The organism is Aeromonas sp. INTO2 (assembly GCF_049860605.1).
Taxonomy (GTDB): Bacteria; Pseudomonadota; Gammaproteobacteria; order Enterobacterales; family Aeromonadaceae; genus Aeromonas; species Aeromonas caviae.
Genome location: NZ_CP187588.1, coordinates 1,433,153 through 1,456,737 on the forward strand (window position 1 = coordinate 1,433,153; position 23,585 = coordinate 1,456,737).

Sequence of the window (23,585 nt, forward strand, 5' to 3'; positions counted from 1 at the left end):
CGTGAAAGGAGGCGGCATTATGGCAAAAAAGCGTGCCCTTGTCCCTTATCTGCCGCCATGGGACGGCAAGAGGACCATTTTGAAACACCTGTGCTTATAATGGGCGACGTCAACCATGGAGGGAGAGGACGATGAAGAAGCTGGGATTGGCACACAAGATGATGTTGGTGGTCTGTCTGCCGCTGTTGGCCCTGCTGTTTTTCTCCGGCCGGTACGTCTATGAACGTTATCGGGTCGAACAGGAGATGAGCGGCGCCCTGGTCGCGCTGGCGGTGGTGAAGGAGGCGGCGCAGCTGGCCCATGAGCTGCAACGGGAGCGCGGCATGTCGGCCGGCTTCCTCGGCTCTGGCGGCAACAAGTTTCGCGATGCGCTGCCTGCCCAGCGCAAGGTGGTGGACAGCCTGTTGCAGCGTTTTCATCAGGATCCTGCCTTGCTGGCGCTGACCGAGGTGCAGCAGGGAGTGGCGGGACTCACCGCCATGCGTGAGCGGGTCAGCGCCCTGGGGGTCGAGGTGGCGGAACAGGTCGGCTTCTATACCCGCCTCGTGACCGCCCTGCTGGCGGTGGTGGACAAGATAAGCGTCGACAGCATGGATGCCACCATCGCCTTGCAGACCAATGCCTACGCCGCCTTCCTGCAGAGCAAGGAGCGTGCGGGACTGGAGCGGGCGACGCTCAGCAACGTCTTTGGCCGTGACAGCTTCACGCCTGCGCTGTTGCAGCAGTTCATCTCCCTGCTGGCGGCCCAGAACACCTATCTCGAACGTTTCCAGGCGGTGGCGAGTCCAGCCCAGCGTCAGTTGCTGAACGACAGCCTCGCCTCACCCGTGGTGGCCAAGGTGGCCGCCATGGAGAAACTGGCCCTGGACAAGGCGGCAAGCGGCAGTTTTGGTGTCGATGCGGAGGCCTGGTTTGCCTTGAGTACCGACAAGATAGGCCTGCTCAAGGAGATAGAAGACAGCCTTTATCAACAGCTCTTCGAGCGGGTTGAACAGATGCGGGTCGGGAGTGCCAGTGACTTCTGGTGGGGGGCGGCTGGCGTGTTGCTGTGCATCGTCCTGACCACCTTCGTCTGCTGGCGGGTGGTGCGGGATCTGCATCTGGGCTTCATGGCCCTGCACCAGACCTTCAAGCGCCTGGTGCAGGAGAACGACCTGACCGTGCGGGTCGACTGGCGATCCGGGGATGAGCTGGGGGCCCTGGCGCGGGATCTGAACCATTTCCTCGGGCACCTGGAGAGTTTGCTGCTGGCTGTGCGCCACTCCTGTGACGTGCTGATACGCAGCGCCGCCAGCTCGGCCGAGGTCATTGCCGAGGTGAATGCCGGCGTAGTCAGGGGATGCGGGCAGGTGGATCTGGTGGCGACTGCCGCCACCGAGATGGCATCGACTGTGGCGGAGATTGCCCGCAACGCCACCCAGACCTCCCAGGCGACTCAGCAGGCCATCGGCCGGGCGAAGCAGGGTGACAAGGAGGTGGATCAGACCATCCACACTATCCAGCAGGTGGCGGGTACCCTGAGTGATACCCAGCAACTGGTGGACAGCCTGCATCAGGATACCGAGTCGGTGGGCGAAGCGCTCAACCTCATCAAGCAGATCTCGGACAGAACCAACCTGCTGGCCCTCAATGCCGCCATTGAGGCGGCCCGTGCCGGTGAATCCGGGCGCGGCTTTGCGGTGGTGGCCGACGAGGTGAGAGCGCTTGCCTCCCGTACCCAGCAGGCGGCGGACGACATAGAGCGGATGCTGGGCCGTTTGCGCCAGGGGGCCAACGAGGCGGTGGCTGCCATGCACACGGGCACCGAACAGGCCGGTCTTAGCGTGACGGAGGCCAAACGGGCGGGGAGCGAGCTGACCGACATCGTCAACGAGGTGCGCAAGGTGAGCGACATGACGGCCCAGGTGGCCACCGCCACCGAGGAGCAGCGTTACGTGACCGACGACATCCAGCAAAACGTGATGACCATCCGCGATGTGTATGAGGCCCATCGCCAGCACTCCCATACCTTGCAACAACACAGTGCCGAACTGGATGCCCTGGCCCGGGAGCTGGCGGGACGCATCGCCAGCTTCAAGCTGATGGCTCCATCTTCCCCCCATTGAGCGTTTTGACCTAAAGCTTGTCCTGCCGCTGCCGATAGATAATTCGAGATAGTGTGGAGGACAAGCCGTTGAATGCTTGGGTGTTGGGGTTGATCAGCATATCAGTGAGTATGCAGTTGCAGGCGGGCGTGACCGAATTTGGCGCCGGTCTGGATCAATCCGTCTGGCGCCTGACCTCTGATACCCAGGTGGAGTGCAGGCTGGAGCATCCTATTCCCCGCTGGGGAACCGGGGCCTTTGTCAGCCGGGCCGGGCGCAAGATCAATCTGGATTTCGAGCTAAAGGGGCAGCGACCCCAGGCGCGTACCCAGACAGTGAGCCTCGGGATCATGCCCCCCAGCTGGCGTCCCGGGGTGGCCGGGCGACAGATCAGCCAGTTGCAGTTCTATCAGCAGTTTGACGGCCTGGTGGCGGGGCAGACCGCCTGGACCATGCTGGACGAGCTGGAAGGAGGGCGTATGCCGACTTTCCAGTATCGCGACTGGTATCGTCAGGACAGGCCGGTGCGGGTATCGCTTTCGTCGGTCAATTTCAGGGTCAAGTACCAGGCGTTCATGGACTGCCTGAGTGGCTTGCTGCCCTACAGCTTCAACGACATCGCCTTCAGCGTGCTCTCCTATGACAAGAACAGCGATCAGTTGTCACCGGCCTCCAAGCGGCGGCTGGCGATGATCGGTGACTATGTGAAGGCAGACAAGAGCATCGATGTGGTGGTGATCGACGCCTACAGCGACAGCTATGGCGGCCGCTGGCCAAACCAGAAGCTCTCCGAGAAGCGGGCGGATGCCATCAAGCAGGTGTTTGTGGATCTCGGCATCGAGGAGGGCAAGATCTCGGTGGAAGGGCACGGTGAGAAACAGCACGTGGCCTCCAACGAAACGGAAGCTGGCCGAGCCAAGAACCGCCGGGTGGTGATCAACATGGGACGCAACGGCACTATCTGATCCCGTTGAGTCATCGAGAGGGGCGGGATTTTCGCTGTAGTCAGGAATAAAAAATGCCAGTCGGCGAACCGACTGGCATTTTTTTCACGGGTATCAGGGATTACTTGGCCAGGGATTCCGGCAGGTTTTCGCGGATCTTGCCGAGCATCTCTTTCAGCACGCGGGGGTTGGCCACCACGATATTGCCGGAGTTTTCGTAGTTGTGACCACCGACGAAGTCGGTGACGATGGCGCCGGCTTCTTTGGCCAGCAGCTCACCGGCGGCGGTGTCCCAGGGTTTCAGGCCGATTTCCCAGAAACCGTCGACGCGGCCAGCGGCCACATAGGCGAGATCCAGCGCGGCGGAGCCAGCACGACGGATATCGGCACACTCGATGAACATGCTCTGGAACATCTTCAGGTAGGGTTCGATGTGGTGCTTCTGCTTGAACGGGAACCCGGTGGCCAGGATAGTGCCGGAGAGCTCTTTGGCCTTGCCGACACGGATGCGGTAGCCGTTCAGCTGGGCGCCGCTGCCGCGGGTGGCAGTGAACAGCTCGTCACGGATGGGATCGTAGACAACGGCTTGTTCGGTCTTGCCCTTGACGCGCAGAGCGATGGAAACGGCAAAGTGCGGAATGCCTTTGACCAGGTTGGTCGTGCCATCCAGTGGGTCGATGATCCATTGGTAGTCCGGATTGGTACCGGCAATCTCGCCAGACTCTTCAGCAACGATGCTGTGTTCCGGGTAAGATTTTTTGATGGTGTGAATGATGGCCGCTTCGGCGTCACGGTCAACGTTGGTCACGAAGTCATTGCTGCCTTTCTGGATAACCTCGATGTTCTCAGGTTGAGAAAAGGCTTTTACTACTACTTGACCGGCGTTGCGCGCAGCGCGCACGGCGATATTCAGCATCGGATGCATAGGTTCACCACTGGATGTTAAAGAACGGGGGATAAAAGGACGCGACATCTTACCAAGATATTCGGGAATAGCAACTGCTATGCCCTCATTCGGTCAGGGTGGTGACTGACAGATCTGACGGCTCCAATAAAGACCTGTAATCAACTAGTCTTATCGCGACAGCCGGATAACAGGCTGTGGTGAGCATAGGGATATGAGCCATGAATCTGTCATTAGTCAGTCAGAAACCGTCGTCGCCGACGACTCTGGGTGTGTTGGCCGCACTGCGTGCCGCCAGCGAAGAGAGCGATTATGTCACCGAGGTCCGGGTGGCGCAGCCCCAGCAGTGGCAACCGTCGAAGGACGAAGCGGCGATCCTGCTGCTGGAAGAAGAGGGGGCTGCCTGGCCTGTTCCGCTCTGGCCGGCAGGAGGCAGTGCACTGGGATTGCCGGTGCTTCCCCTGTTGGTGCATCGACAGTATGAACATCCTCCACAGGGGCCGGATGTCAGGGATCCGCATTTTTATTTCGTCTCCAACGGTATTCTGCTGGATGAGGCCGAACTGGCGGATCCTGCCTGCAGCCTGGTGCTGCAAAGCAAGTTTGAATCCTATTTCCCGCTGCTTTCCCGTCTTATCTTGCTGCGCCAGCGCCAACCAGGGGTACTGAGCAGCTAATCATCTCCCCTCGATGCGGGCTGTTCAAGGGGCACAATATTTGTCATAACTGACCGACATTGTGCCGCTTTGCTATGGCCTGTGCCGCGGTTCACCGTGTGTTCGTCGACGGAGGTGACATGAAGGTTTATGAGCTGAGACGAGCCCCCAATGCCCGTCGGGTCAGAATGTTTCTGGCGGAGAAGGGGATCGAGATGGAATATCAGCAGGTCGATCTGGGGGCGGGGGAAAACCTGGCGCCCACCTTTTTGACCAAGAACCCGGCCGGGCGCATTCCTGTGCTGGAACTCGATGACGGAACCTGTCTGAGTGAAACCCTGGCCATCTGCCGCTATTTTGAAGAGCTCCACCCAGAGCCGAACCTGTTTGGCAGCACCGCGCTGGAGCGCGCCACCATAGAGATGTGGAGTCGCTTCATCGAGTTCAACCTCTGGCTGCCGACCGGTATGGCGTTTCGTCATATCACCGGTTTTTACAAAGACCGGGAGCGGGTCTTCCCCGAATGGGGGGAGGAGTGCAAGCAACAGGCTCAGATCTGGTTTGACAAGCTTGATGCCCGTCTTGCCGAGGTGCCCTATATTGCGGGGGAACGCTTCACCATCGCCGACATTCTTGCCCTCTGTACCATTGATTTTGGCAAGGTGGTCGGCCTGCGTATCACCCCCGAACAGCCCCATTTGCAGGACTGGCATGACCGGGTGAGTGCCCGGTCCAGCGCCCAGGCCTGATCCTTTCCCCTGAACGTTCAAGGAGTCCAAGATGATAGAGTTGTACACTGCCGCCACGCCCAACGGGTTCAAGGTGTCGATTGCCCTCGAAGAGCTGGGGCTGCCCTACAAGGTCATTCCCCTTGATTTCGCGACCATGGAGCAGAAGAAGCCCGAGTTCCTGGCCATCAACCCCAATGGCCGCATCCCGGCCATCGTCGATCGGGACAATGGTGACTTCGCAGTGTTCGAGTCCGGCGCCATCCTTCTCTATCTGGCGGAAAAAACCGGCAAGTTGCTGCCGCAGGATCCCAAGCGCCGCTCCCAGGCCATCCAGTGGCTGATGTTCCAGATGGGAGGCGTCGGTCCCATGATGGGGCAGGCCAACGTCTTCTATCGCTATTTCCCCGAGAAGATCCCGGCCGCCATCGAGCGTTACCAGAAGGAGGGGCGACGCCTGTTCGAGGTGCTCGACGGTCATCTGGCACACCATGAGTATCTGGCGGACGAGTACAGCATCGCCGACATCGCTACCTGGCCCTGGGTGCGCATCCACGACTGGAGTGGTATCTCCATCGAGGGGTTGGTGCATTTGCAGGCCTGGATGGCACGCATGGAAGCCAGGCCCGCCTGCCAGAAGGGCATCACCATTCCACCGCGCAATGAAAGCCCCGAGGATCAGGTCAAGCGGGCGCAGCAGATGGTGACTCGCTGACACCATCATGATGGCCCTGACGGGCCATCTTTTTTATTCCCCTTTGACTCCCCGTTGTTTGACGATCTGCATCGCAGTCGCTTTTTGTCTTTCAAATAAGCCATTTATCAAAAATCAAAAGTCATTTTTCCTGATTAATTGTTATGTTATAACGCCATTTCTTTGGTTGATGAACATGAAGCTTGGATGGAAAGGATGACAAAAAAATGCACCGCAGCCGGGTGGTTCGCCCTGGCTCTGATGGCAGGAACGACTGCAGCCGACGGCAAACCGCTTGCCATGGTGGGGCCCTGGGAGATCCACTGTGTCGACCCCGCCAGCAACGGGGTCTTCTTTACTCGCATGCAGGTGGCGGAGACCCTGGTAGATGTCGATGGGAAAGGCAATCTGCAACCCGGGCTTGCCAGTGAGTGGTCGCGTAGCGATGACGGTCTGCAGTGGCGATTCACGTTGCGCCCCGGGGCCCGTTTTCACGATGGCAGCGAGGTGAGCGCCGAGCAGGCCGCTTTTGCCTTGCAACAGGCCTGGCGCAAGCCCGGCGTGATGACCAGCGCTCCTATTGCGTCCATCGGATCTGGAGATGGCGTCTTGAAGGTCACCCTGAGCGAACCCTTCGCCTCCCTGCCCGCCGTGCTGGCCCACCCCAGCACCCAGATCCTGGCGAAGGCCGCCTACGATACCAAGGGGGAGGTAACCCAGGTGATAGGCTCTGGCCCCTACCGCATCACCCGCCTGCAACAACCCCAGCGGATAGAGACTGTGCGTTTCGACGGCTGGCAGGGGGCCAGGCCCGCGATCGAGGAGGTCAGCTACCTGACGGTGGGGCGCGCAGAGAGCCGCACCCTGATGGCCGAGAGCGGTCAGGCCGACATCGCCTGGGGGCTGGATCCGGTCAGCATCCGCCGCTTGCAGCAGGCGTCACGGGTCTCCATCGCCTCGGTCACCCTGCCACGAACCATCCAGCTCAAGCTCAATGGCGCCGATCCCCGTCTGAGTGATCCGGTGGTGCGCCGTGCCCTGAGTCTCGCCATCGATCGTCGTGGTATGGCAGCCGCCCTGCTGCGGGATCCCGAGATGGCGGCAACCCAGCTCTTTCCTCCCACTCTGGGGGAGTGGCACCAGCTCGGGTTGACGCCGCTTGCCTATGACGTCAAGGCGGCCCGGGCGGCCTTCGCGGCGGCAGGCTGGCAGCCGGGGGAGGACGGTGTGCTGCGCAAGGGGGAAGAGCGCTTCGCCCTGACCCTACGTACCTTCCCTGACCGTCCGGAGCTGCCGCTCCTCGCCACGGCACTGCAGGCGCAGTGGAAGGCGGTGGGGGTGGCTCTCAAGGTGGCGGTGGGCAACTCGAGCGAGATCCCGGCGGGCCATCAGGACGGTTCGCTCCAGCTTGGTCTCTACGCCCGCAATTATGCCCTGGTACCGGATCCCCTGGTCACTTTGCTGGGGGACTTGGCCCCTGCCGGTGCGGACTGGGGGGTGATGAACTGGCACTCCCCGGCCATGACGCAAACACTGACCCGCCTTGCCACGCAAGCCTTGTCGCCCACAGACGCCGCTGCGGCTCGCCGGGAGATAGCCACGACACTGCAACAGGAGTTGCCGCTCCTGCCCATCGCCTGGTACCGCCAGAGCGCGGCAGTCAGTCGGGGGCTGGAGGGATTTGAACTCGATCCCCAGGAGCGCAGCTATGGCCTGGACAAGTTGACATGGAGCGCACGATGACAGCGACACCCTTGTCTCGCGTCATGGGGATACTGGGTCAGCGTCTGGTGCAGGCGCTGGTGGTTGCCCTGCTGGTGGCCGGACTCTGTTTTCTGATGGTGCAGTCCCTGCCCGGAGACATCGCCTTTCGCATCGCGGCGGGTCGTTATGGCTATGACTATGTCACCGCCGAGGCGGCCAACGCGGTGCGCAGCGAGCTGGGGCTGGCCGGCTCGGCCCTTATCCGTTTTGGCGACTGGCTGTGGGCCTTGCTGCAAGGGGATCTCGGCAGCTCCCTGGTGACGGGCGCACCGGTCGCCACCGACGTGGGTCATCACCTGGGCGCCACCCTGACGCTCGCGAGCGCCTCCGTGGTGCTGGCGCTGGTGGTGGCGCTGCCGCTTGGCAGCCTGAGTGCGCTGCGCCCGGGGGGATGGTGTGATCGCCTGACCCTGGGCTGGAGCGTGTTGATGCGTGCGTTGCCCCCCTTCTTGCTCGGCCTGGTGCTCATGGTGATGCTCTCGGTGGAGCTGGGCTGGGTCAGTGCGGCAGGGCACGGGGAGGGGAGCAACCTGCTGCTGCCCGCCCTGACCCTGGGATTGGGGCTCTCCGGCGTGCTCTCCCGGGTGGTGCGTGAAAGCGTGCTCACCGTGGTGCAGTCCGGTTATTACCGATTTGCCCTCACCAAGGGGCTTTCGCCGGCCCGGGTTTTCTGGCGCCACGGTCTGCGCAACACCGGGGTCAGCATCATCGCCTACACCAGCGTGCAGCTGGTGCTGCTCATCGAGGGAGTCGTGGTGGTCGAGAGCCTGTTTGCCTGGCCCGGGATCGGCCATGCGCTGGTGCACGCCATCTTCTGGCGCGACATCCCCATGGTTCAGGGGACCGTGCTGGTGCTGGCGGTGCTCTTCGTGCTGCTCAACACCCTCACCGACCTGCTTTGTCTTGCCATTGACCCCCGTGGTCCCAAGGAGTCCTGATCATGTCGTTGTCTGTCAAAACGGGGCTGGGTCTGCTCCTGCTGGTGGTGCTGTTTGCCCTGCTGGGCCCCGTGCTCTGGCCCGATCCGGCGGCTCAGGTTCTGGCACAGTTTCTGGCTGATCCCTCTTGGCAGGAGCCCCTCGGGCGGGATCAGATGGGGCGCAGCCTGATGGCGCGCCTCGCGGCGGCGACCCGGCTCTCCCTGCTGCTGGGACTGCTGTGCGTCATCACGGCGGCGCTGCTGGGGTCATTGCTGGGCTGGCTCTCAGCCTGGCGCGGCGGCTGGGTCGACGGTCTGCTGCGCAGCCTGGCCGACGGCGTGCTGGCCCTGCCAGGCCTGTTGCTGGTGCTGCTCTTCTCCGCCATGGCCCAGGGTGGCTTTGCCATCCTCTATCTCGGGTTGGCCATGGCCCAGTGGGTGGAGTATTACCGGGTGGTGCGTGCCCGCAGCCGGGGGCTGCTCGCCTCGCCCCAGGTGGAGGCGTCCCGTCTGCTGGGATTCGGCCATGCCCATGTGGTGCGGCGCCATCTCTGGCCCGAGCTCGCCCCCCAGTTGCTCACCATGATGGCCTTCGGCCTAGCGGGTGCCATTCTAACCCTCTCTACCCTGGGCTTTGTCGGAGTGGGCATTCAGCCGCCCACGCCGGAGCTGGGGCTGATGATGACGGAGGCGCTGCCCCACTATCAGGAGGCTCCCCGTCTGCTACTGGCCCCCATTCTTGTCATGGGGCTGATGTTGCTGGCCCTGGTGCTGCTTCATCAGACGCGCGGCCTTGACATGCCATCTTCACAAGGAGCCACCTCATGACGGCCATTAAAATCAAGGGGTTGCAGGTCGATGATGGCCAGAAAACCCTGTTGCAGGCGCTGGATTTCACCATTCATCCCGGCACCGCCCTGACCCTGATCGGGGAGAGCGGTTCGGGCAAATCCCTGTTGGCTCATGCCCTGATGGGGACGTTGCCAGCCCCTCTGACAGGCCGGGGTGAGATGGTGTCGGGTGGCCGCCATCACAACCTGGCCGACACGCCTCGCCTGCGCACTCTCTGGGGGCGGGAGCTGGCGATGTTGCCCCAGGAGCCGGTGCTGGCGCTGGATCCCACCATGGGGTTGCTTGCCCAGGTGGAGGAGGGGTGGCTGCCAGGGGGCAAGGAGGCCCGATCGCGGGCCCGCGCCGCCCTCGAGCGGCTTGGACTGGCCGGGCGGGAGGGCGCCTTTGTACACCAGCTCTCGGGAGGCATGGCCCAGCGTGCGGCCTTTGCCGCCGCCACCCTGGGGGAGGCCCGTCTGCTGGTGGCCGACGAGCCCACCAAGGGGCTCGACAGCCGGGCCGCAGCCAGGCTGGGTGCCTTGTTGCTGGGCTACCTGGCCCGTGGACGCCATCTGCTGACCATCACCCATGATCTCTCCCTGGCTCGCGCATTGGGGGGCTGGGTGCTGGTGGTCAAGGGAGGAGAGATCGTGGAGCAGGGGCCCGCCGAGCGTGTGCTGCACACGCCATCCCATGCCTATACCCGGGCCCTGCTGGCGGCGGAGCCCTCCGCCTGGCCCGAGGCGGCCGTCCCTCCCACCGGAGACTGGCTCATCCGCGGAAAGGGGCTTGCCATGGGATATGGGGATCAACCCCTGTTCACGGGGCTGGACCTTGCCCTGGCGCAAGGGGAGCGAATGGCCATCATGGCGCCGAGCGGCGCGGGCAAGAGCACCCTCGGCAACGTGCTGCTGGGTCTGCAACGCCCCCTGCAAGGGGAGGTGCTGCGACGGGAAGGGGTAGCCCCCTGCCGCTGGCAGAAGCTCTATCAGGATCCGGTGCAGGCCTTTGCCAGCCGGGTGCGCCTCGCCACCCAGTTCGATGATGTGCTGCGTCTGCACAGGCTGCCCCGCCATCGGCTTGTCGACTATCTGGCCCGGTTGGGGCTGGATGAACGGCTGCTGACGCGCCTGCCAAACCAGGTCTCGGGAGGGGAGCTGCAGCGGCTGTCGCTTATCCGGGCCCTGTTGCTGCGCCCCGTGCTGCTGTTCGCCGATGAGCCCACGTCCCGGCTCGATCCCCTGAGCCAGCAACAGACCATCGCCTGTCTGCTGGAGGAATTGGGAGAGATAGGCTGCGCCCTGCTGCTGGTGACCCATGACGAGGGGCTGGCCGGCAAGGTTGCCCCTCGTTGTCTGAGACTGGGGGAGGCGGGCCCCCCCATGTTCGAAGGCGCGTCGGCCGAGGTGAGAAGAGTGGGGTAAAGAGGGGGCAGGATGAATCCTTCCCTCATGATGAGATGACAGTGACGGGGCCTTGGGCCCCGTCGCATTAGAAAAACTTGGGTAAGCAGATTATAAAGTTTTGTTCGTTTTTTGTGATATGAATCACTAATATTGTCGTAAGCCAGAGAGCGTCCTGCTGCTGGCGGGTGCGGGTCCTCCGCCTTGTTCCTCTTCAACGACCTTTGTCAGACACCTCCTGCAGATCCCTGCCCGGAGGGTGGCGGCTTTTTGATCTTTTTCGGACGACATATGTATCGGCACAGCTTCTATCCCCTGTTCTTCCTGACCATTCTGATGGTCGCCGTGGGTCAGATGACCCAGACCCTCTATGTGCCCTCCATTCCCATGATGGCGGTGGACTTCCATGTGGCCTCCGGCCAGCTGCAGGCGGTGATGGCCTGCTACCTCATTCCCTACGGCCTCTCCCAGTTCGTTTATGGCCCCTTGTCGGATCGCATCGGTCGTCGCCCTGTGCTCATCATCGGCATGATGATCTTCCTGGTCGGCACCCTCACCATCCAGCTGATCCCAAGCTTCACCGCCTTGCTGGCGGGCAGCCTGATCCAGGGGCTGGGCACCGGCGCAGGGGGCGCCATGAGCCGGACCGTGATGCGCGACCGTTACAGTGGCGCCGAGCTCAACCGTGCCAACAGCCTGGTGAGCATGGGGGTCATCTTCTCCCCTCTGCTGGCACCTGTGTTGGGCGGCTGGCTCACCGAGCTGTTCAACTGGCGTGCCGGCTACTGGTTCCTGTTCGGTTTTGGTGCCCTGACCACCCTGGCGCTGCTGGCCTGGTTTGGGGAGACGCTGCCAGCATCCGCCCGCCAGCATTCGCTGCGGGTGGGCGCCGCCTATCGTCATGTGCTCGGCAACCCGCGCTTTCAGGGCAACCTGCTCTGTCTGATGGCCACCTTTGCCGGCCTCGCGGTGTTCGAGGCGGCGGCCGGGGTGTTGCTGGGGGACGTGCTCAAGCTGAGTGCCCGCACCGTCAGCGTGCTGTTCGTGCTGCCGCTGCCCGGTTATCTGTTCGGCGCCTGGCTTTCCGCCAGACTGAGTTTTCGCCTGAGCCAGGGCAAGCTGATGCGCCTTGGCATCGCCTTCCTGGCCCTGGGGTCGCTCATCATCCTGGTACCCGGGCTGCTCGGCATGGTGAGCGCCGCCTCCCTGGTGGGCGGGGCTGCGGTCTACTTCATTGGCAGCGGCATTCTCTATCCGACCGCCACCTCCTGTGCCATCGAGCCCTTCCCGGGCCAGGCTGGCACCGCGGGAGCCGTACTCGGGGGCATGCAGAATCTGGGGGCTGGCGTGGTAACCCTGCTGGCCGCCAGCTTCCCGATGACGGGGCAGGTGACCCTGGGGGCCATCATGACGGTGATGGTGCTGATCGTGGCCTTGAGCTTTGTGTGGCTGCGCCACCACGGCGCGCCCCACGAGCAGATGGCCGTCTGACACGGCCAAGAGCCCGCCCCGTTGGCGGGCTTTTTACTGCCTCCTGCCGGGTGGCGAGACGCCGCAGGCGAGTGGAAGGGGGGGACCGCGCAGGCAAAGAAAAAGCCCGTCGTGATGACGGGCTTTTTTTGGGTAGGTACCCCGGAGATGCCGTTGCCGGTTTGGGCCCTTGAACCGTCGGTTCAAGGCGGAGATCTAATCTGGCCGCAGGCTTCTCGGTCGGGCCGAGCATGCTCAATAGCCAGAAGGCAGACCCCCTGTTTGGTATGAATATCGGCTCGGGGACTTGAACCGGCTGACAAACACTCCAGGGAATTTCAAAACTCGGTGCGATTAGGGCTGTTGCGCCTCTTCGCTGGATTCACCGTATTGTCCGTGCTCGATCAAGGCGGCTTCGATGGTGCGTTGCAGCATCTTGATCCGCTTGTCCATGGTCTCAGAGTATTGGTGGTTTTTCTCTTTTTCAAGGCAGAGCTCGTGACAGAAATTGAGCGCTGCCATGACGGCCAGCTGTTCGTTGCTGGAGACCTTGGAACGTTGACGAAGCTCGATGAGCTTGTCGGTCAGCTGGTCGGCGGCCTGGCGCAGGGCATCTTGTTGTCCCAGGGGACAGGACACCTTGTAGGGACGTCCCAGAATGACGATTTCTACGGCCTCTATGCTCATGCCTTCCTCAATACGGCGGGGCTGATTTCCGCCTATATCCACGTGGACAACTGGGCGGGACTATATAGCGCAGATGCAGAAGTTTCAAGGCCTTGCTGGCTCTGGCAGGGGGAGAATGCTAGGATCTCGGCCATAAATTCTGCATATTTGCCTGAACTTTGAGCGGATCCTAGATGAGCAAAACAAACCCCCTGAAATACGCCGCCGTGGCGGACCTGATGGCACAGCACGACCTCATGGCGACGGCCGTCGAGGCCCATGGCGTGATATGCGGCCTGGTGTGCGGTGGCGTGGCCTTGGACGACAAAAGCTGGCAGCCCCATTTCAATGATCTGATCAACGACGGTTTCGGTCTGCCGGCACCGGTGCGCCAGGTGATGACCGACCTCTATCACGAGGTGATCGAGAGCCTGATGGCACAAAAGGGCGTCGAGCTGCTGCTGCCAAGCGACGAGGCGCCGCTCGATGAGCGCATCGACTCGCTGGTGGACTGGTCCCAGGCCTTCCTGGCCGGCTTTGGCGTGGTGCAACAGGAGCTCTCCAAGGCATCCGAAGAGCTGCAGGAGATGATTCAGGACATCGCCAGCATCACCCAGGTCTCTGCCGAGTTCGATCAGGAAGATGAAGAGAACGAAGCCTCCTTCCTGGTGCTCTACGAACACGTGCGCCTCGGGGTCATGATGGCGTTCGAGGAGTTTGGCAAGCGCCCGGCCGCGCCGAGCACGCCGCCGACCCTGCACTGATCTGCCCGCCCAGCGGGTCAATGAAAGAGCGCATCACGGCGCTCTTTCTGTTTTACAAGGGGTGAGAGCAGGGGAGGTACTCTGCTAACCCATGGCGCCAAAGCGGTTTTTTGCCCGTGGCTTCGCATCCCGTCCGCCACCTTTGTGGTAGGATTGGCCCACGTTTTTTCGCCTATGCCCTCTTCTCATGTCTCAATCTGATCTGGTTCACGTCGACGTGGCTATCGTCGGCGGTGGTATGAGCGGTGCCGTGCTGGCCCTCTCCCTTGCCGCCCTGAAAGGACAGGATGGCGCCCCCCTGCAGATCCTGCTGCTGGAGGCGAGTGCGCCCGAGCTCAATGCTCATCCCGGTTTCGATGCCCGTGCCATCGCGCTTTCCGCCGGTACCTGCGAGGCGCTGGCCCGTCACGGCCTCTGGCCGCACCTGGCGCCCCACTGCTCCCCCATCACCCATATCCATGTGTCGGATCGGGGCCACTGCGGCCAGACCCGGCTGTCGGCGGCGGAGTATGGTCTACCCGCCCTCGGTCAGGTGATCGAGCTGTCGGCGGCGGGCATCGTGCTGCAAGAGGCGATCGCCGCCTGCCCGCAGATCCGTATGTTGTGCCCGGCCAGGCTTGAGGCCATCGACCCCGACGAGGGGGAAGTGTCGCTCGCCCTGGAGGGCGGCACGCGCTACCGCACCCGGCTGCTGGTGGCGGCCGACGGGGGCCACTCCTTCGTGCGCCAACATTTCAAGATGCCGGTCAGTCGCCACGATTATGGTCAGAGCGCCATCATCGCCACCGTCAAGACCGCCGAGGATCCCGCCGGGCGGGCCTTCGAGCGCTTCACCGATGGAGGGCCGCTGGCCCTGCTGCCCATGCAGGACGGCCTATCTTCTCTGGTGTGGAGCGTGCCGCGGGACGAGGCACAGGGGTTGCTTGCACTGGATGACGCCGCCTTTCTCGCCCGTCTGCAGGAGGCTTTTGGCTGGCGCCTCGGGCGCATCGAGCGTACAGGCGTGCGCCACCTCTATCCGCTGGTGCTGACGGTGGCCGACTACCCGCTGGCCCAGCGCACCGTGCTGGTGGGTAACGCCGCCCACCTGCTGCACCCCATCGCTGGTCAGGGGTTCAACCTCGGCATGCGGGATCTGGACGTGCTGACCCGGACCCTGGCCCGTGCGCTCGCGGCGGGGGAAGACATCGGCGGCTTTGAGGTGTTAAGCGGCTACTGGCAGCAGCGGCGGGACGATCAGGCCCAGACCGTCTGGCTCACGTCCTCCCTGGCCCAGCTCTTCTCAAACCATCACGCTCCCCTGGTGGTGGGCCGCAATCTGGCGCTCTCCCTGATGGGCAGAGTGCCCTGGCTCAAGGCACCGCTCGCCTCCCACACCCTGGGATTCGTGAACGAGGTGTGCGGCCAATAAGCGCTGTCGCCCTGGGCGGCAAAGACGATTTCGAGCAAGAGGCACGCCTGTGGGCGTCGCCTCGCAGATCCTGGCGACCCGCCCGGAAAGGACACAAGAGAATGCAGATGCAAGATGTGGATGTGGTGATCGTGGGGGGGGGCATGGTGGGCCTGGGGCTCGCTGCCGCCCTCAAGAACCGGGCGATCAAGGTGGCCATCGTGGAAGGCCGACTGCCCGATGCAACGCTCGGTGAGACGCCGGACAACAGGGTCAGTGCCCTGAGCCTCGCGAGTCAGCACATCCTGCAAGGGGTCGGCGTCTGGGACGGCATAGTGGCGCGCCGCCTGCAGCCCTACGAGAAGATGCAGGTGTGGGAGCAGGACAGTTTCGGCCACATCGATTTCGATGCCGCCAGCCTGCGTCAGGGGGCTCTTGGCCACATCGTCGAGAACCGGGTGATCCAGCTTGCGCTGCTGGACGCCATCGCGGGGGCCAGCAATATCCAGATGCTGACCCCGGCCCGGGCCACCAGCCTGCAGTGCGGGCCAGCGGGCGCCCTGCTGCTGCTGGAAGATGGCCAGGCCCTCTCGACCAAGCTGCTGGTGGCCGCCGACGGCGCCCACTCCTGGGTGCGCCGTCAGGCAGACATTCCCCTCACCAGCTGGGATTACGGTCATCACGCCCTGGTGGCGACGGTGCGTTGTGCCGAGCTCCATGAGGCGGTGGCGCGCCAGATCTTCACCCCCCAGGGGCCGCTCGCCTTCCTGCCCCTGTGGCAGCCCGACCTCTGCTCCATCGTGTGGTCTGTGCCCGCGGCCCACGCCGAGGCGCTCTGCGCCCTGGATGACGACGGCTTCAACCGCCAGCTCACCGCCGCCTTTGATGGGCGCCTCGGGCTGTGCAAGGTGGAGGGGGCTCGCAGCGCCATTCCGCTCACCGCCCGCTACGCCCGCGACTTTGCCCGCGAGCGCCTGGTGCTGGTGGGGGATGCGGCCCACACCATCCACCCGCTGGCGGGGCAGGGGGTGAATCTGGGCTTGCTGGATGCCGCCGCCCTGGCGGAGCAGATCCTCATTCATCACGGCAAGGGCGCGGACATCGGCCTGCTCGCCAACCTGCGGGGCTACGAGCGCTGGCGCAAGAGCGAGGCGGCGCGCATGCTGGCGGCCATGGAGGGGCTCAAGCGACTGTTTGCGGGCAGCAACCCCCTCAAGAAGCTGGTGCGCGGGGTGGGGCTTCGCACCGTCGACGGTCTTGGCCCCCTCAAGCAGGGCATGATCCGGGCCGCCATGGGGCTGGATGGGGAGCTGCCCACCCTGGCCAAAGGTGAAAAAATCTAATATTACCCCGGGGTTTTAACAAAAAAACTAATCTGACAGGGCGAGATGCCCCTTCGGGGTGTCAGCCTTTAATGTTGGCGAGAAGCGAAACGTTTTTCTGTAAATTGTGACGGAACGGTAAAAATCAACATTAAATCCCGCAATGGCGCGGTTTTGGCTGTTTTTATCACTGTTTTTGCCTTAGTGTCTGGTGTCAGTGAGTTGGGTGAGGATTAGTTTTTTTTGAGCGGTGCCCCGGCACGCTTGTCATATAATCCGCTCCGTTCAAGGAATCACTCCTGCCCGCCCGGGCGGGAACGAGCACAGAGCTTGTGGTCCGTAGTTCCCGACGAGCCGGGGCGGATTGCGAGTGTTGTCGCGAACGCTTAAGGAAACACAGCAATGATCCAGACTACTGTATTGCATCCGAAACACCTGGAAGCGGGTGCCAAGATGGTGGACTTCCACGGTTGGGAGATGCCCATCAACTACGGTTCCCAGTTGGAAGAGCACCATGTGGTGCGCACCGATGCAGGCATGTTCGATGTCTCCCACATGACCATCGTCGATTTGACCGGCGAGCGGGTCAAAGCCTTCCTGCAACACCTGCTGGCCAACGACGTGGCCAAACTCACCGTCCCCGGCAAGGCCCTCTACAGTGGCATGCTCAATCCGGAAGGCGGCGTCATCGATGACCTCATCACCTATTTCCTGACCGATACCTTCTACCGCCTGGTGGTGAACTCCGCCACCCGCGAGAAGGATCTGGCCTGGATCCGCCATCACGCCATCGACTTTGCCGTGAGCGTGACCGAGCGCCCCGAGCTTGCCATGATCGCGGTGCAGGGCCCCCACGCCAAGGCCAAGGCGGCCAAGGTGTTCACCCCCGAGCAGAATGCGGCGGTCGAAGGGATGAAGCCCTTCTTCGGTGTGCAGGCCGGGGATCTCTTCATCGCCACCACCGGCTACACCGGCGAAGATGGCTACGAGATCGTGGTCCCCCAAGAGAAGGCGTGCGATCTGTGGCAGGCCCTGCTGGACAACGGCGTGGCCCCTTGTGGCCTGGGTGCCCGTGATACCCTGCGCCTGGAAGCGGGCATGAACCTCTACGGTCAGGACATGGACGAGTCAATCTCTCCGCTCGCCGCCAACATGGCCTGGACCCTGGCCTGGGAGCCAGCCTCCCGCCAATTCATCGGCCGCGCCGCCCTGGAAGCCCAGAAGGCCGCAGGCAACCAGCCCAAGCTGGTGGGTCTGGTGATGGAAGAAAAGGGCGTGCTGCGTGCCGGCATGCCGGTCACCTTCACCAGCGAGAGCGGCGAGACACGGGAAGGGGTGATCACCTCCGGCTCCTTCTCGCCCACCCTGGGTTACAGCATTGCCCTGGCGCGGGTGCCCCGTGATATAGGCGAACAGGCCCAGGTGGAGATCCGCAAGAAGCAGGTCACCGTGAAAGTCACCAAGCCGGCCTTCGTGCGCAACGGCCAGCCGCTGGTGTAATCATTGATGGCGGCGAGGGTGACCTTCGCCGCCCCATTTTTGTTGAAGCGATCCAAGAGCATAAAGGAAGCACAAATGAGCCATATCCCGAGCGAACTGAAATATGCCACCTCCCACGAGTGGGTCCGTGTTGAAGCCAACGGCGAAGCCGTGGTCGGCATCACCGAGCACGCCCAGGATCTGCTGGGGGACATGGTGTTCGTCGATCTGCCGGAAGTGGGCAAGCAGGTGAGCGCCGGTGAAGATTGCGCCGTGGCGGAGTCCGTCAAGGCTGCCTCCGACATCTACAGCCCGGTGAGCGGCGAGATCCTGGCCGTCAACGAAGAGCTGGAAGGCAGCCCCGAGCTGGTCAACTCCGACCCCTACGGCGCCGGCTGGCTGTTCCGCATCAAGCTGGACGACGCGGGCGAGCTCGCCAACCTGCTGGATGCCGAAGGCTACCAGAACGTGGTGGACGAAGAGTAATGCCCCCGGGCCCTGCCAACACAGCAGGGCCCACTTGTATGACTGCCATCCTGCGGCCATGGCGGTTGCAGGATGGGCGCAGCCTTTGCGCCTTCGGGATGCCCTTGCCGCATTCCCCGTCTGCCCGCGGCGGACACAGAACATGAGTGGAGCCGGTATCGACCGGCTACAGGAACATCAGGTCTTGGTTATCAGGATGTCATGCCAGGACCTATTACCAGGAAATAGGGAAATGACCCAGTCACTGTTTGAACTCGAGCAAAAAACCGATTTCATCCGCCGTCATATCGGCCCGGGTGAGGAAGAACTGCGGGCCCTGCTCGCCACCGTGGGTGCCGAGAGCCTGGACGATCTGATTGAGCAGACGGTCCCCGCCGCCATCCGTCGTCCGGGGCCGCTTGGTATCGGCGCCCCCATGACCGAAGTGGAGGCCCTGGCCAAGCTCAAGGGCTATGCGGCCAAGAACCAGATCGCCAAGAGCTACATCGGCATGGGCTACCACGACACCCACGTGCCCCACGTCATCCTGCGCAACGTGCTGGAAAACCCGGGCTGGTACACCGCCTACACCCCCTATCAGCCCGAGCTGGCCCAGGGCCGTCTCGAAGCCCTGCTCAACTTCCAGCAGCTCACCCTGGATCTCACCGGCATGGATCTGGCGAGCGCCTCCCTGCTCGATGAAGCCACCGCCGCCGCCGAAGCCATGGCGCTGGCCAAGCGCATGGCCAAATCCAAATCCAACCTCTTCTTCGTGGCCGACGACGTTCACCCCCAGGTGATCGACGTGGTCAAGGAGCGCGCGGTCCACTTCGGTTTCGATGTGGTGGTCGGCCCTGCGAGCGAGGCCGTGAGCGAAGAGGTGTTCGGTGCCATGTTCCAGTACCCGGGCACCACCGGCAATGTGACCGATCTGCGTTCCCTCATTGCCGCCGTCCAGGCCCAGAAGGGGCTGGCCTGCGTCGGGACCGACATGCTCTCCCTGCTGCTGCTCAAATCCCCGGGTGAACTGGGTGCCGACGTGGTGTTCGGCAGTGCCCAGCGCTTCGGTGTGCCCATGGGTTACGGTGGCCCCCACGCCGCCTTCTTCGCCACCCGCGATGCCTACAAGCGCTCCATGCCGGGTCGCATCATCGGCGTTTCCAAGGATGCCCGTGGCAAGAGCGCCCTGCGCATGGCCATGCAGACCCGCGAGCAGCACATCCGCCGCGAGAAGGCCAACTCCAACATCTGTACCGCCCAGGTGCTGCTGGCCAACATGGCGAGCTTCTACGCCGTCTACCACGGGCCGGTGGGGCTGAAAACCATCGCCTCCCGCGTGCACCGTCTGACCACCATCCTGGCGCTCGGCCTCACCGCCAAGGGCGTGGCCCTCAAGCACGGAAGCTGGTTCGATACCCTCACAGTACTGACGTCGGACAAGGCTGCACTCATTGCCAAGGCCGAAGGGCTCGGCATCAACCTGCGTGCGGATCTCGATGGTGCAGTCGGTGTGTCCCTCTCTGAAACCACCACCCGAGGCGATGTAGCCGAGCTGTTCGACCTGTTCCTTGGGGCGGGTCACGGCCTCGATGTGGAGGCCCTCGACCAGGCCGCCCAGACTCATCACGCCATTCCGCAGGATCTGCTGCGCACCGACGCCGTGCTGACCCACGAGGTATTCAACAAGTACCACTCCGAGACCGAGATGCTGCGCTACATCCACCGTCTCGAAGCGAAAGATCTGGCCCTGAACTACGCCATGATTTCCCTGGGCTCCTGCACCATGAAGCTCAACGCCACCGCCGAGATGATCCCGGTGACCTGGCCTGAATTCGGCAAGCTGCACCCCTTCGCGCCGCTCAAGCAGACCCAGGGCTACCAGCTGCTGCTGGCAGATCTGGAAGACTGGCTGGTGAAGGTGACAGGCTACGATGCGGTCTGCATGCAGCCCAACTCCGGCGCTCAGGGCGAATACGCGGGCCTCTTGGCCATCAAGAAGTACCACGAGTCTCGCGGCGAGGGGCATCGCGATGTCTGCCTCATCCCGGCCTCTGCCCACGGCACCAACCCGGCCTCCGCCCAGATGGCGGGCCTCAAGGTCATCGTCACCGCCTGTGACAAGGCCGGCAACGTGGATCTGGACGACCTGCGGGCCAAGGCCGCCGAGGTCGGAGACCAGCTCTCCTGCCTGATGGTGACCTACCCCTCCACCCATGGGGTGTACGAGGAGACCATCAAGGAGGTGTGCGACATCGTTCACCAGTATGGTGGTCAGGTGTACCTGGACGGCGCCAACATGAACGCGCAGGTCGGGCTGACGGCGCCAGGCTTTATCGGCGCGGACGTCTCTCACCTCAACCTGCACAAGACCTTCGCCATTCCTCATGGCGGTGGCGGTCCGGGCATGGGTCCCATCGGCGTGAAGAAACACCTGGCACCGTTTGTGGCCGGTCACGCCGTGGTCAAGACCGACAAGGAGAGCCGTGACAACGGCGCCGTGTCTGCCGCCCCGTTCGGCTCGGCCAGCATCCTGCCCATCAGCTGGATGTACATCGCCATGCTGGGGGACGAGGGGCTCAAGAAATCCACCCAGGTCGCCATCCTCAACGCCAACTACCTGGCCAAGAAGCTCGGCGAGTCCTTCCCCGTGCTCTATACAGGTCGCAACGGCCGGGTGGCCCACGAGTGCATCCTGGACATCCGCCCGCTCAAAGAAGCCAGTGGCATCAGCGAGATGGACGTGGCCAAGCGCCTGATGGACTACGGCTTCCACGCGCCGACCATGAGCTTCCCGGTAGCGGGCACCCTGATGGTCGAGCCGACCGAATCCGAATCCAAGCGCGAGCTGGATCGCTTCGTGGAAGCCATGACCGCCATCCGCGCCGAGATTGCCCGGGTGCAGGACGGTCACTGGAGCCTCGCCGACAACCCCCTGGTTCATGCGCCGCACACCCAGGACGACGTGATGGATGCAGAGTGGAACCGTGGCTACAGCCGCGCCGAGGCGGTGTTCCCGTCGGAGGCCGTGCGCGCCAGCAAGCTTTGGCCGTCGGTCAACCGCATCGACGACGTCTATGGTGATCGCAACCTGTTCTGCTCCTGCGTACCCACCGAGGATTACGCCAAGTAATCGCGGCGCAGTAAGACTGACAGCCAATATGCACAAGGCCACCCCCAGGGGTGGCCTTGTTGTGTGTGGCGCCCGTGCGAACGGGCTACTCGCCCCGGCGCGCCGCCTCGATGGTGGCAATGTCAATCTTGTCCATTTGCATCATGGCCTCGAAGGCGCGTCTCGCTGCCTCGGGGTCGGGATCGCTTATCGCCTCGGTGAGGACCTGAGGGGTGATCTGCCAGGAGATGCCCCACTTGTCCTGACACCAGCCGCACTCGCTCGCCTGACCGCCATGGTCGATGATGGCGTGCCAGTAGCGATCCGTCTCGGCCTGGTCCTGGGTAGCCACCTGAAACGAGAACGCCCAGTTGTGGCTGACCCCGGGCCCGCCGTTGAGGCCGAGGCAGGGGATCCCCATCACCCTGAACTCGACCGTCAGCACATCCCCTTTCTTGCCGGCGGGATAGTCGGCCGGGGCCCGGTGTACGGCACCGACGGCGGAGTCGGGGAAGAGGCTGGCGTAAAACCGTGCGGCCTCCTCGGCATTCCCGTCATACCAGAGGCAAATCCTGTTCTTGACTGGTCTCATTGTGTCGCAGCTCCATCCTGGTGTTTGTCCTTCGACGCCCGTGAGCGGGCGCCCCGATGGGTATCCTGCCGCCCGCAGCGCCTGCTGCTTCGCTGGGTGACAAGCCAGCCTGTACGCCGTTTGCCACCCGCTTGGGGCTTGCATGATGGGGTCAAGTGTAGTGGCATGGGGATCCTGGTCACCAGGCCGGGAGCTGGCATGAAGGCCGCAGCAAGAGAGGAGTCTGCCATGGACAGTACCCAGCGATTCTCGACCCGGGTCGAGGCCTATGTGAAATATCGACCCGGTTATCCCGCCGCCATGCTGGATTTTCTGGCAAGGGAGCTGGCCATGGGGCCAGAGGCCCAGGTGGCGGACATCGGCGCGGGCACCGGCATCCTGACCGCCCTGCTGGCCCCCCGGGTCGCGCGGGTCTGGGCGGTGGAGCCCAATGACGATATGCGGGCTGCCGCCAAACGGCTGCTCGCTCAGGTGGGGAACATCGGCTGGCTGCACGGCAGTGCGGAAGCCACGGGCCTGCCCACGGGGGCGATGGATCTGGTGACGGTCGCCCAGGCGTTTCACTGGTTCGATCGCGCGGCTTTTCGGCAGGAGTGCCAGCGGCTGCTCAAGCCCGGTGGCCAGGTCGCCCTCATCTGGAATGACAGGCTGACGAACACCCCGTTTCTCAAGGCCTATGAAGAGGGGCTGCACGCCTACTCGGGGGATTACGAGGAGGTCAATCATCGCAACCTCGGTGAGGCGGATTTTCGCGCCTTCTTCACCGGGGAGTACCGGCTCGATCGCTTCGAGAACAGCCAGCTGTTCGATCTTGACGGGGTGCTTGGACGGCTCAACTCCTCCTCCTATGCGCCTGTGGCGGGCACGCCGGCCCACGATCAGATGACGGCGCTCGTTCGCCGCGAGTTTGCTCGCCATGCCGTTGACGGCAAGATAGCCTTCAACTATTGCACCCTGGTCTACAGTGGCCGGGTGTAGCCCCGTTCAGCGCTGACATCCGCAGTGAAAAGGCCCCCGCCAGTGATGGCGAGGGCCTTGTTTCATTTTGGCGGTCTGTATCCGGGCGATGCGAAAGAGACCGTCGCGCGGCGAAGGGGCGGTATCAGCCCTGATCGATGCCGAGAATGGCCATGGCCTTGGCCAGTGTATCGACCGATTCCTGATGCTTGCCCGCGTTGTGCAGGGTCTCTCCGTCCGCTCTCAACTGCTTCACCTCGGCCAGTTGCTCGGCACTGAGGGCGGGGCCTGCGGCCAGGGCGTCGTCTATCTTCTTCATGTCCATGGGGCAGTGGAAGGCGAGGGCGCTGCCGCAAAAGAGCAGGGCGGCCAACAACAGCATGAGTCTCATCTTTCGGATCTCCATGTGGGGTTCCCGTCAAGCATAGCCCCGCAGGGGGAGGG

General features: G+C 63.2%; 21 protein-coding genes and 1 other RNA gene. 17 read left to right on the forward strand and 5 right to left on the reverse strand.

Going from position 1 to position 23,585, the window contains the following annotated elements; genetic code table 11:
• Positions 1-131 precede the first annotated feature (131 nt).
• Positions 132-2,105: a methyl-accepting chemotaxis protein gene (locus tag ACPW74_RS06765; protein WP_181824811.1), complete on the forward strand. Its 1,974-nt coding sequence runs from the start codon at positions 132-134 to the stop codon at positions 2,103-2,105.
• A gap of 68 nt (positions 2,106-2,173) precedes the next feature.
• Positions 2,174-3,049 (forward strand): flagellar protein MotY, encoded by an 876-nt coding sequence (locus tag ACPW74_RS06770; RefSeq protein ID WP_039038755.1) that lies wholly within the window; start codon positions 2,174-2,176, stop codon positions 3,047-3,049.
• A 100-nt stretch (positions 3,050-3,149) separates the two neighbouring features.
• On the opposite strand, the gene suhB is transcribed toward ACPW74_RS06770, so the two are convergent.
• A complete protein-coding gene (gene suhB / locus ACPW74_RS06775; RefSeq protein WP_039038754.1) occupies positions 3,150-3,953 on the reverse strand; it encodes an inositol-1-monophosphatase in 804 nt (267 codons plus the stop codon).
• 200 nt (positions 3,954-4,153) lie between these two features.
• On the opposite strand from suhB, the gene ACPW74_RS06780 reads away from it, so the two are divergent.
• The 8 genes from ACPW74_RS06780 (at position 4,154) to emrD (ending at position 12,418) form a co-directional block, all read left to right on the forward strand.
• Positions 4,154-4,609, forward strand: a complete 456-nt coding sequence (locus tag ACPW74_RS06780; RefSeq protein ID WP_048207895.1) for a hypothetical protein — start codon at positions 4,154-4,156, stop codon at positions 4,607-4,609.
• Positions 4,610-4,728: 119 nt separating this feature from the next.
• Positions 4,729-5,337: a glutathione S-transferase family protein gene (locus ACPW74_RS06785; RefSeq protein ID WP_048207874.1), complete on the forward strand. Its 609-nt coding sequence runs from the start codon at positions 4,729-4,731 to the stop codon at positions 5,335-5,337.
• A gap of 31 nt (positions 5,338-5,368) precedes the next feature.
• Positions 5,369-6,031, forward strand: coding sequence for a glutathione S-transferase family protein (locus ACPW74_RS06790; protein ID WP_041215003.1), 663 nt, complete (start codon positions 5,369-5,371; stop codon positions 6,029-6,031).
• A 195-nt stretch (positions 6,032-6,226) separates the two neighbouring features.
• Positions 6,227-7,753, forward strand: a complete 1,527-nt coding sequence (locus tag ACPW74_RS06795) for an ABC transporter substrate-binding protein (RefSeq protein ID WP_223919285.1) — start codon at positions 6,227-6,229, stop codon at positions 7,751-7,753.
• Positions 7,750-8,712: an ABC transporter permease gene (locus ACPW74_RS06800; protein WP_223919283.1), complete on the forward strand. Its 963-nt coding sequence runs from the start codon at positions 7,750-7,752 to the stop codon at positions 8,710-8,712. The genes ACPW74_RS06795 and ACPW74_RS06800 overlap by 4 nt, the downstream gene beginning before the upstream one ends.
• A gap of 2 nt (positions 8,713-8,714) precedes the next feature.
• Positions 8,715-9,521, forward strand: a complete 807-nt coding sequence (locus tag ACPW74_RS06805; RefSeq protein ID WP_223919282.1) for an ABC transporter permease — start codon at positions 8,715-8,717, stop codon at positions 9,519-9,521.
• Positions 9,518-10,948: an ABC transporter ATP-binding protein gene (locus tag ACPW74_RS06810; protein WP_425858773.1), complete on the forward strand. Its 1,431-nt coding sequence runs from the start codon at positions 9,518-9,520 to the stop codon at positions 10,946-10,948. Before ACPW74_RS06805 ends, ACPW74_RS06810 begins: the two co-directional genes overlap by 4 nt.
• 270 nt (positions 10,949-11,218) lie before the next feature.
• A complete protein-coding gene (gene emrD / locus ACPW74_RS06815) occupies positions 11,219-12,418 on the forward strand; it encodes a multidrug efflux MFS transporter EmrD (RefSeq protein ID WP_279981447.1) in 1,200 nt (399 codons plus the stop codon).
• 134 nt (positions 12,419-12,552) lie between these two features.
• Here the strand turns inward: emrD and ssrS are convergent.
• A non-coding RNA gene (ssrS, locus tag ACPW74_RS06820) (6S RNA) lies at positions 12,553-12,735 on the reverse strand.
• 16 nt (positions 12,736-12,751) lie between these two features.
• The gene (gene zapA, locus ACPW74_RS06825; protein ID WP_010675086.1) at positions 12,752-13,084 is read right to left on the reverse strand and encodes a cell division protein ZapA; all 333 of its coding nucleotides are present in this window, start codon (positions 13,082-13,084) and stop codon (positions 12,752-12,754) included.
• Between the two features lie 173 nt (positions 13,085-13,257).
• Between zapA and ACPW74_RS06830 the strand changes: the two genes are divergently transcribed.
• The 6 genes from ACPW74_RS06830 to gcvP all read left to right on the forward strand — a co-directional run bounded on the left by ACPW74_RS06830 (position 13,258) and on the right by gcvP (position 21,613).
• On the forward strand, positions 13,258-13,827 hold the full coding sequence (locus ACPW74_RS06830) for a UPF0149 family protein (RefSeq protein ID WP_042864005.1): 570 nt from the start codon (positions 13,258-13,260) through the stop codon (positions 13,825-13,827).
• 187 nt (positions 13,828-14,014) lie between these two features.
• Positions 14,015-15,238, forward strand: a complete 1,224-nt coding sequence (gene ubiH / locus ACPW74_RS06835) for a 2-octaprenyl-6-methoxyphenyl hydroxylase (RefSeq protein WP_425858776.1) — start codon at positions 14,015-14,017, stop codon at positions 15,236-15,238.
• Positions 15,239-15,339: 101 nt separating this feature from the next.
• Positions 15,340-16,560 carry an FAD-dependent 2-octaprenylphenol hydroxylase gene (locus ACPW74_RS06840; protein ID WP_279981444.1) on the forward strand — a complete coding sequence of 407 codons (1,221 nt, stop codon included), beginning with the start codon at positions 15,340-15,342 and terminating at the stop codon, positions 16,558-16,560.
• A 381-nt stretch (positions 16,561-16,941) separates the two neighbouring features.
• Positions 16,942-18,039: a glycine cleavage system aminomethyltransferase GcvT gene (gene gcvT / locus ACPW74_RS06845; protein WP_010675082.1), complete on the forward strand. Its 1,098-nt coding sequence runs from the start codon at positions 16,942-16,944 to the stop codon at positions 18,037-18,039.
• 75 nt (positions 18,040-18,114) lie between these two features.
• Positions 18,115-18,504 carry a glycine cleavage system protein GcvH gene (gcvH, locus tag ACPW74_RS06850; protein ID WP_010675081.1) on the forward strand — a complete coding sequence of 130 codons (390 nt, stop codon included), beginning with the start codon at positions 18,115-18,117 and terminating at the stop codon, positions 18,502-18,504.
• Positions 18,505-18,736: 232 nt separating this feature from the next.
• Entirely contained in the window at positions 18,737-21,613 is a 2,877-nt protein-coding gene (gene gcvP / locus ACPW74_RS06855; RefSeq protein ID WP_279981443.1) for an aminomethyl-transferring glycine dehydrogenase, read from the forward strand.
• Positions 21,614-21,698: 85 nt separating this feature from the next.
• Here the strand turns inward: gcvP and ACPW74_RS06860 are convergent, their stop codons facing one another.
• Positions 21,699-22,184 carry a VOC family protein gene (locus ACPW74_RS06860; protein WP_425858778.1) on the reverse strand — a complete coding sequence of 162 codons (486 nt, stop codon included), beginning with the start codon at positions 22,182-22,184 and terminating at the stop codon, positions 21,699-21,701.
• A 228-nt stretch (positions 22,185-22,412) separates the two neighbouring features.
• Here ACPW74_RS06860 and ACPW74_RS06865 point away from each other — a divergent pair, with 228 nt between their 5' ends.
• Positions 22,413-23,162 (forward strand): class I SAM-dependent methyltransferase, encoded by a 750-nt coding sequence (locus tag ACPW74_RS06865; RefSeq protein ID WP_010675078.1) that lies wholly within the window; start codon positions 22,413-22,415, stop codon positions 23,160-23,162.
• 124 nt (positions 23,163-23,286) lie between these two features.
• Here the strand turns inward: ACPW74_RS06865 and ACPW74_RS06870 are convergent, their stop codons facing one another.
• Positions 23,287-23,532 (reverse strand): hypothetical protein, encoded by a 246-nt coding sequence (locus ACPW74_RS06870; RefSeq protein ID WP_041215012.1) that lies wholly within the window; start codon positions 23,530-23,532, stop codon positions 23,287-23,289.
• Positions 23,533-23,585: the final 53 nt, after the last annotated feature.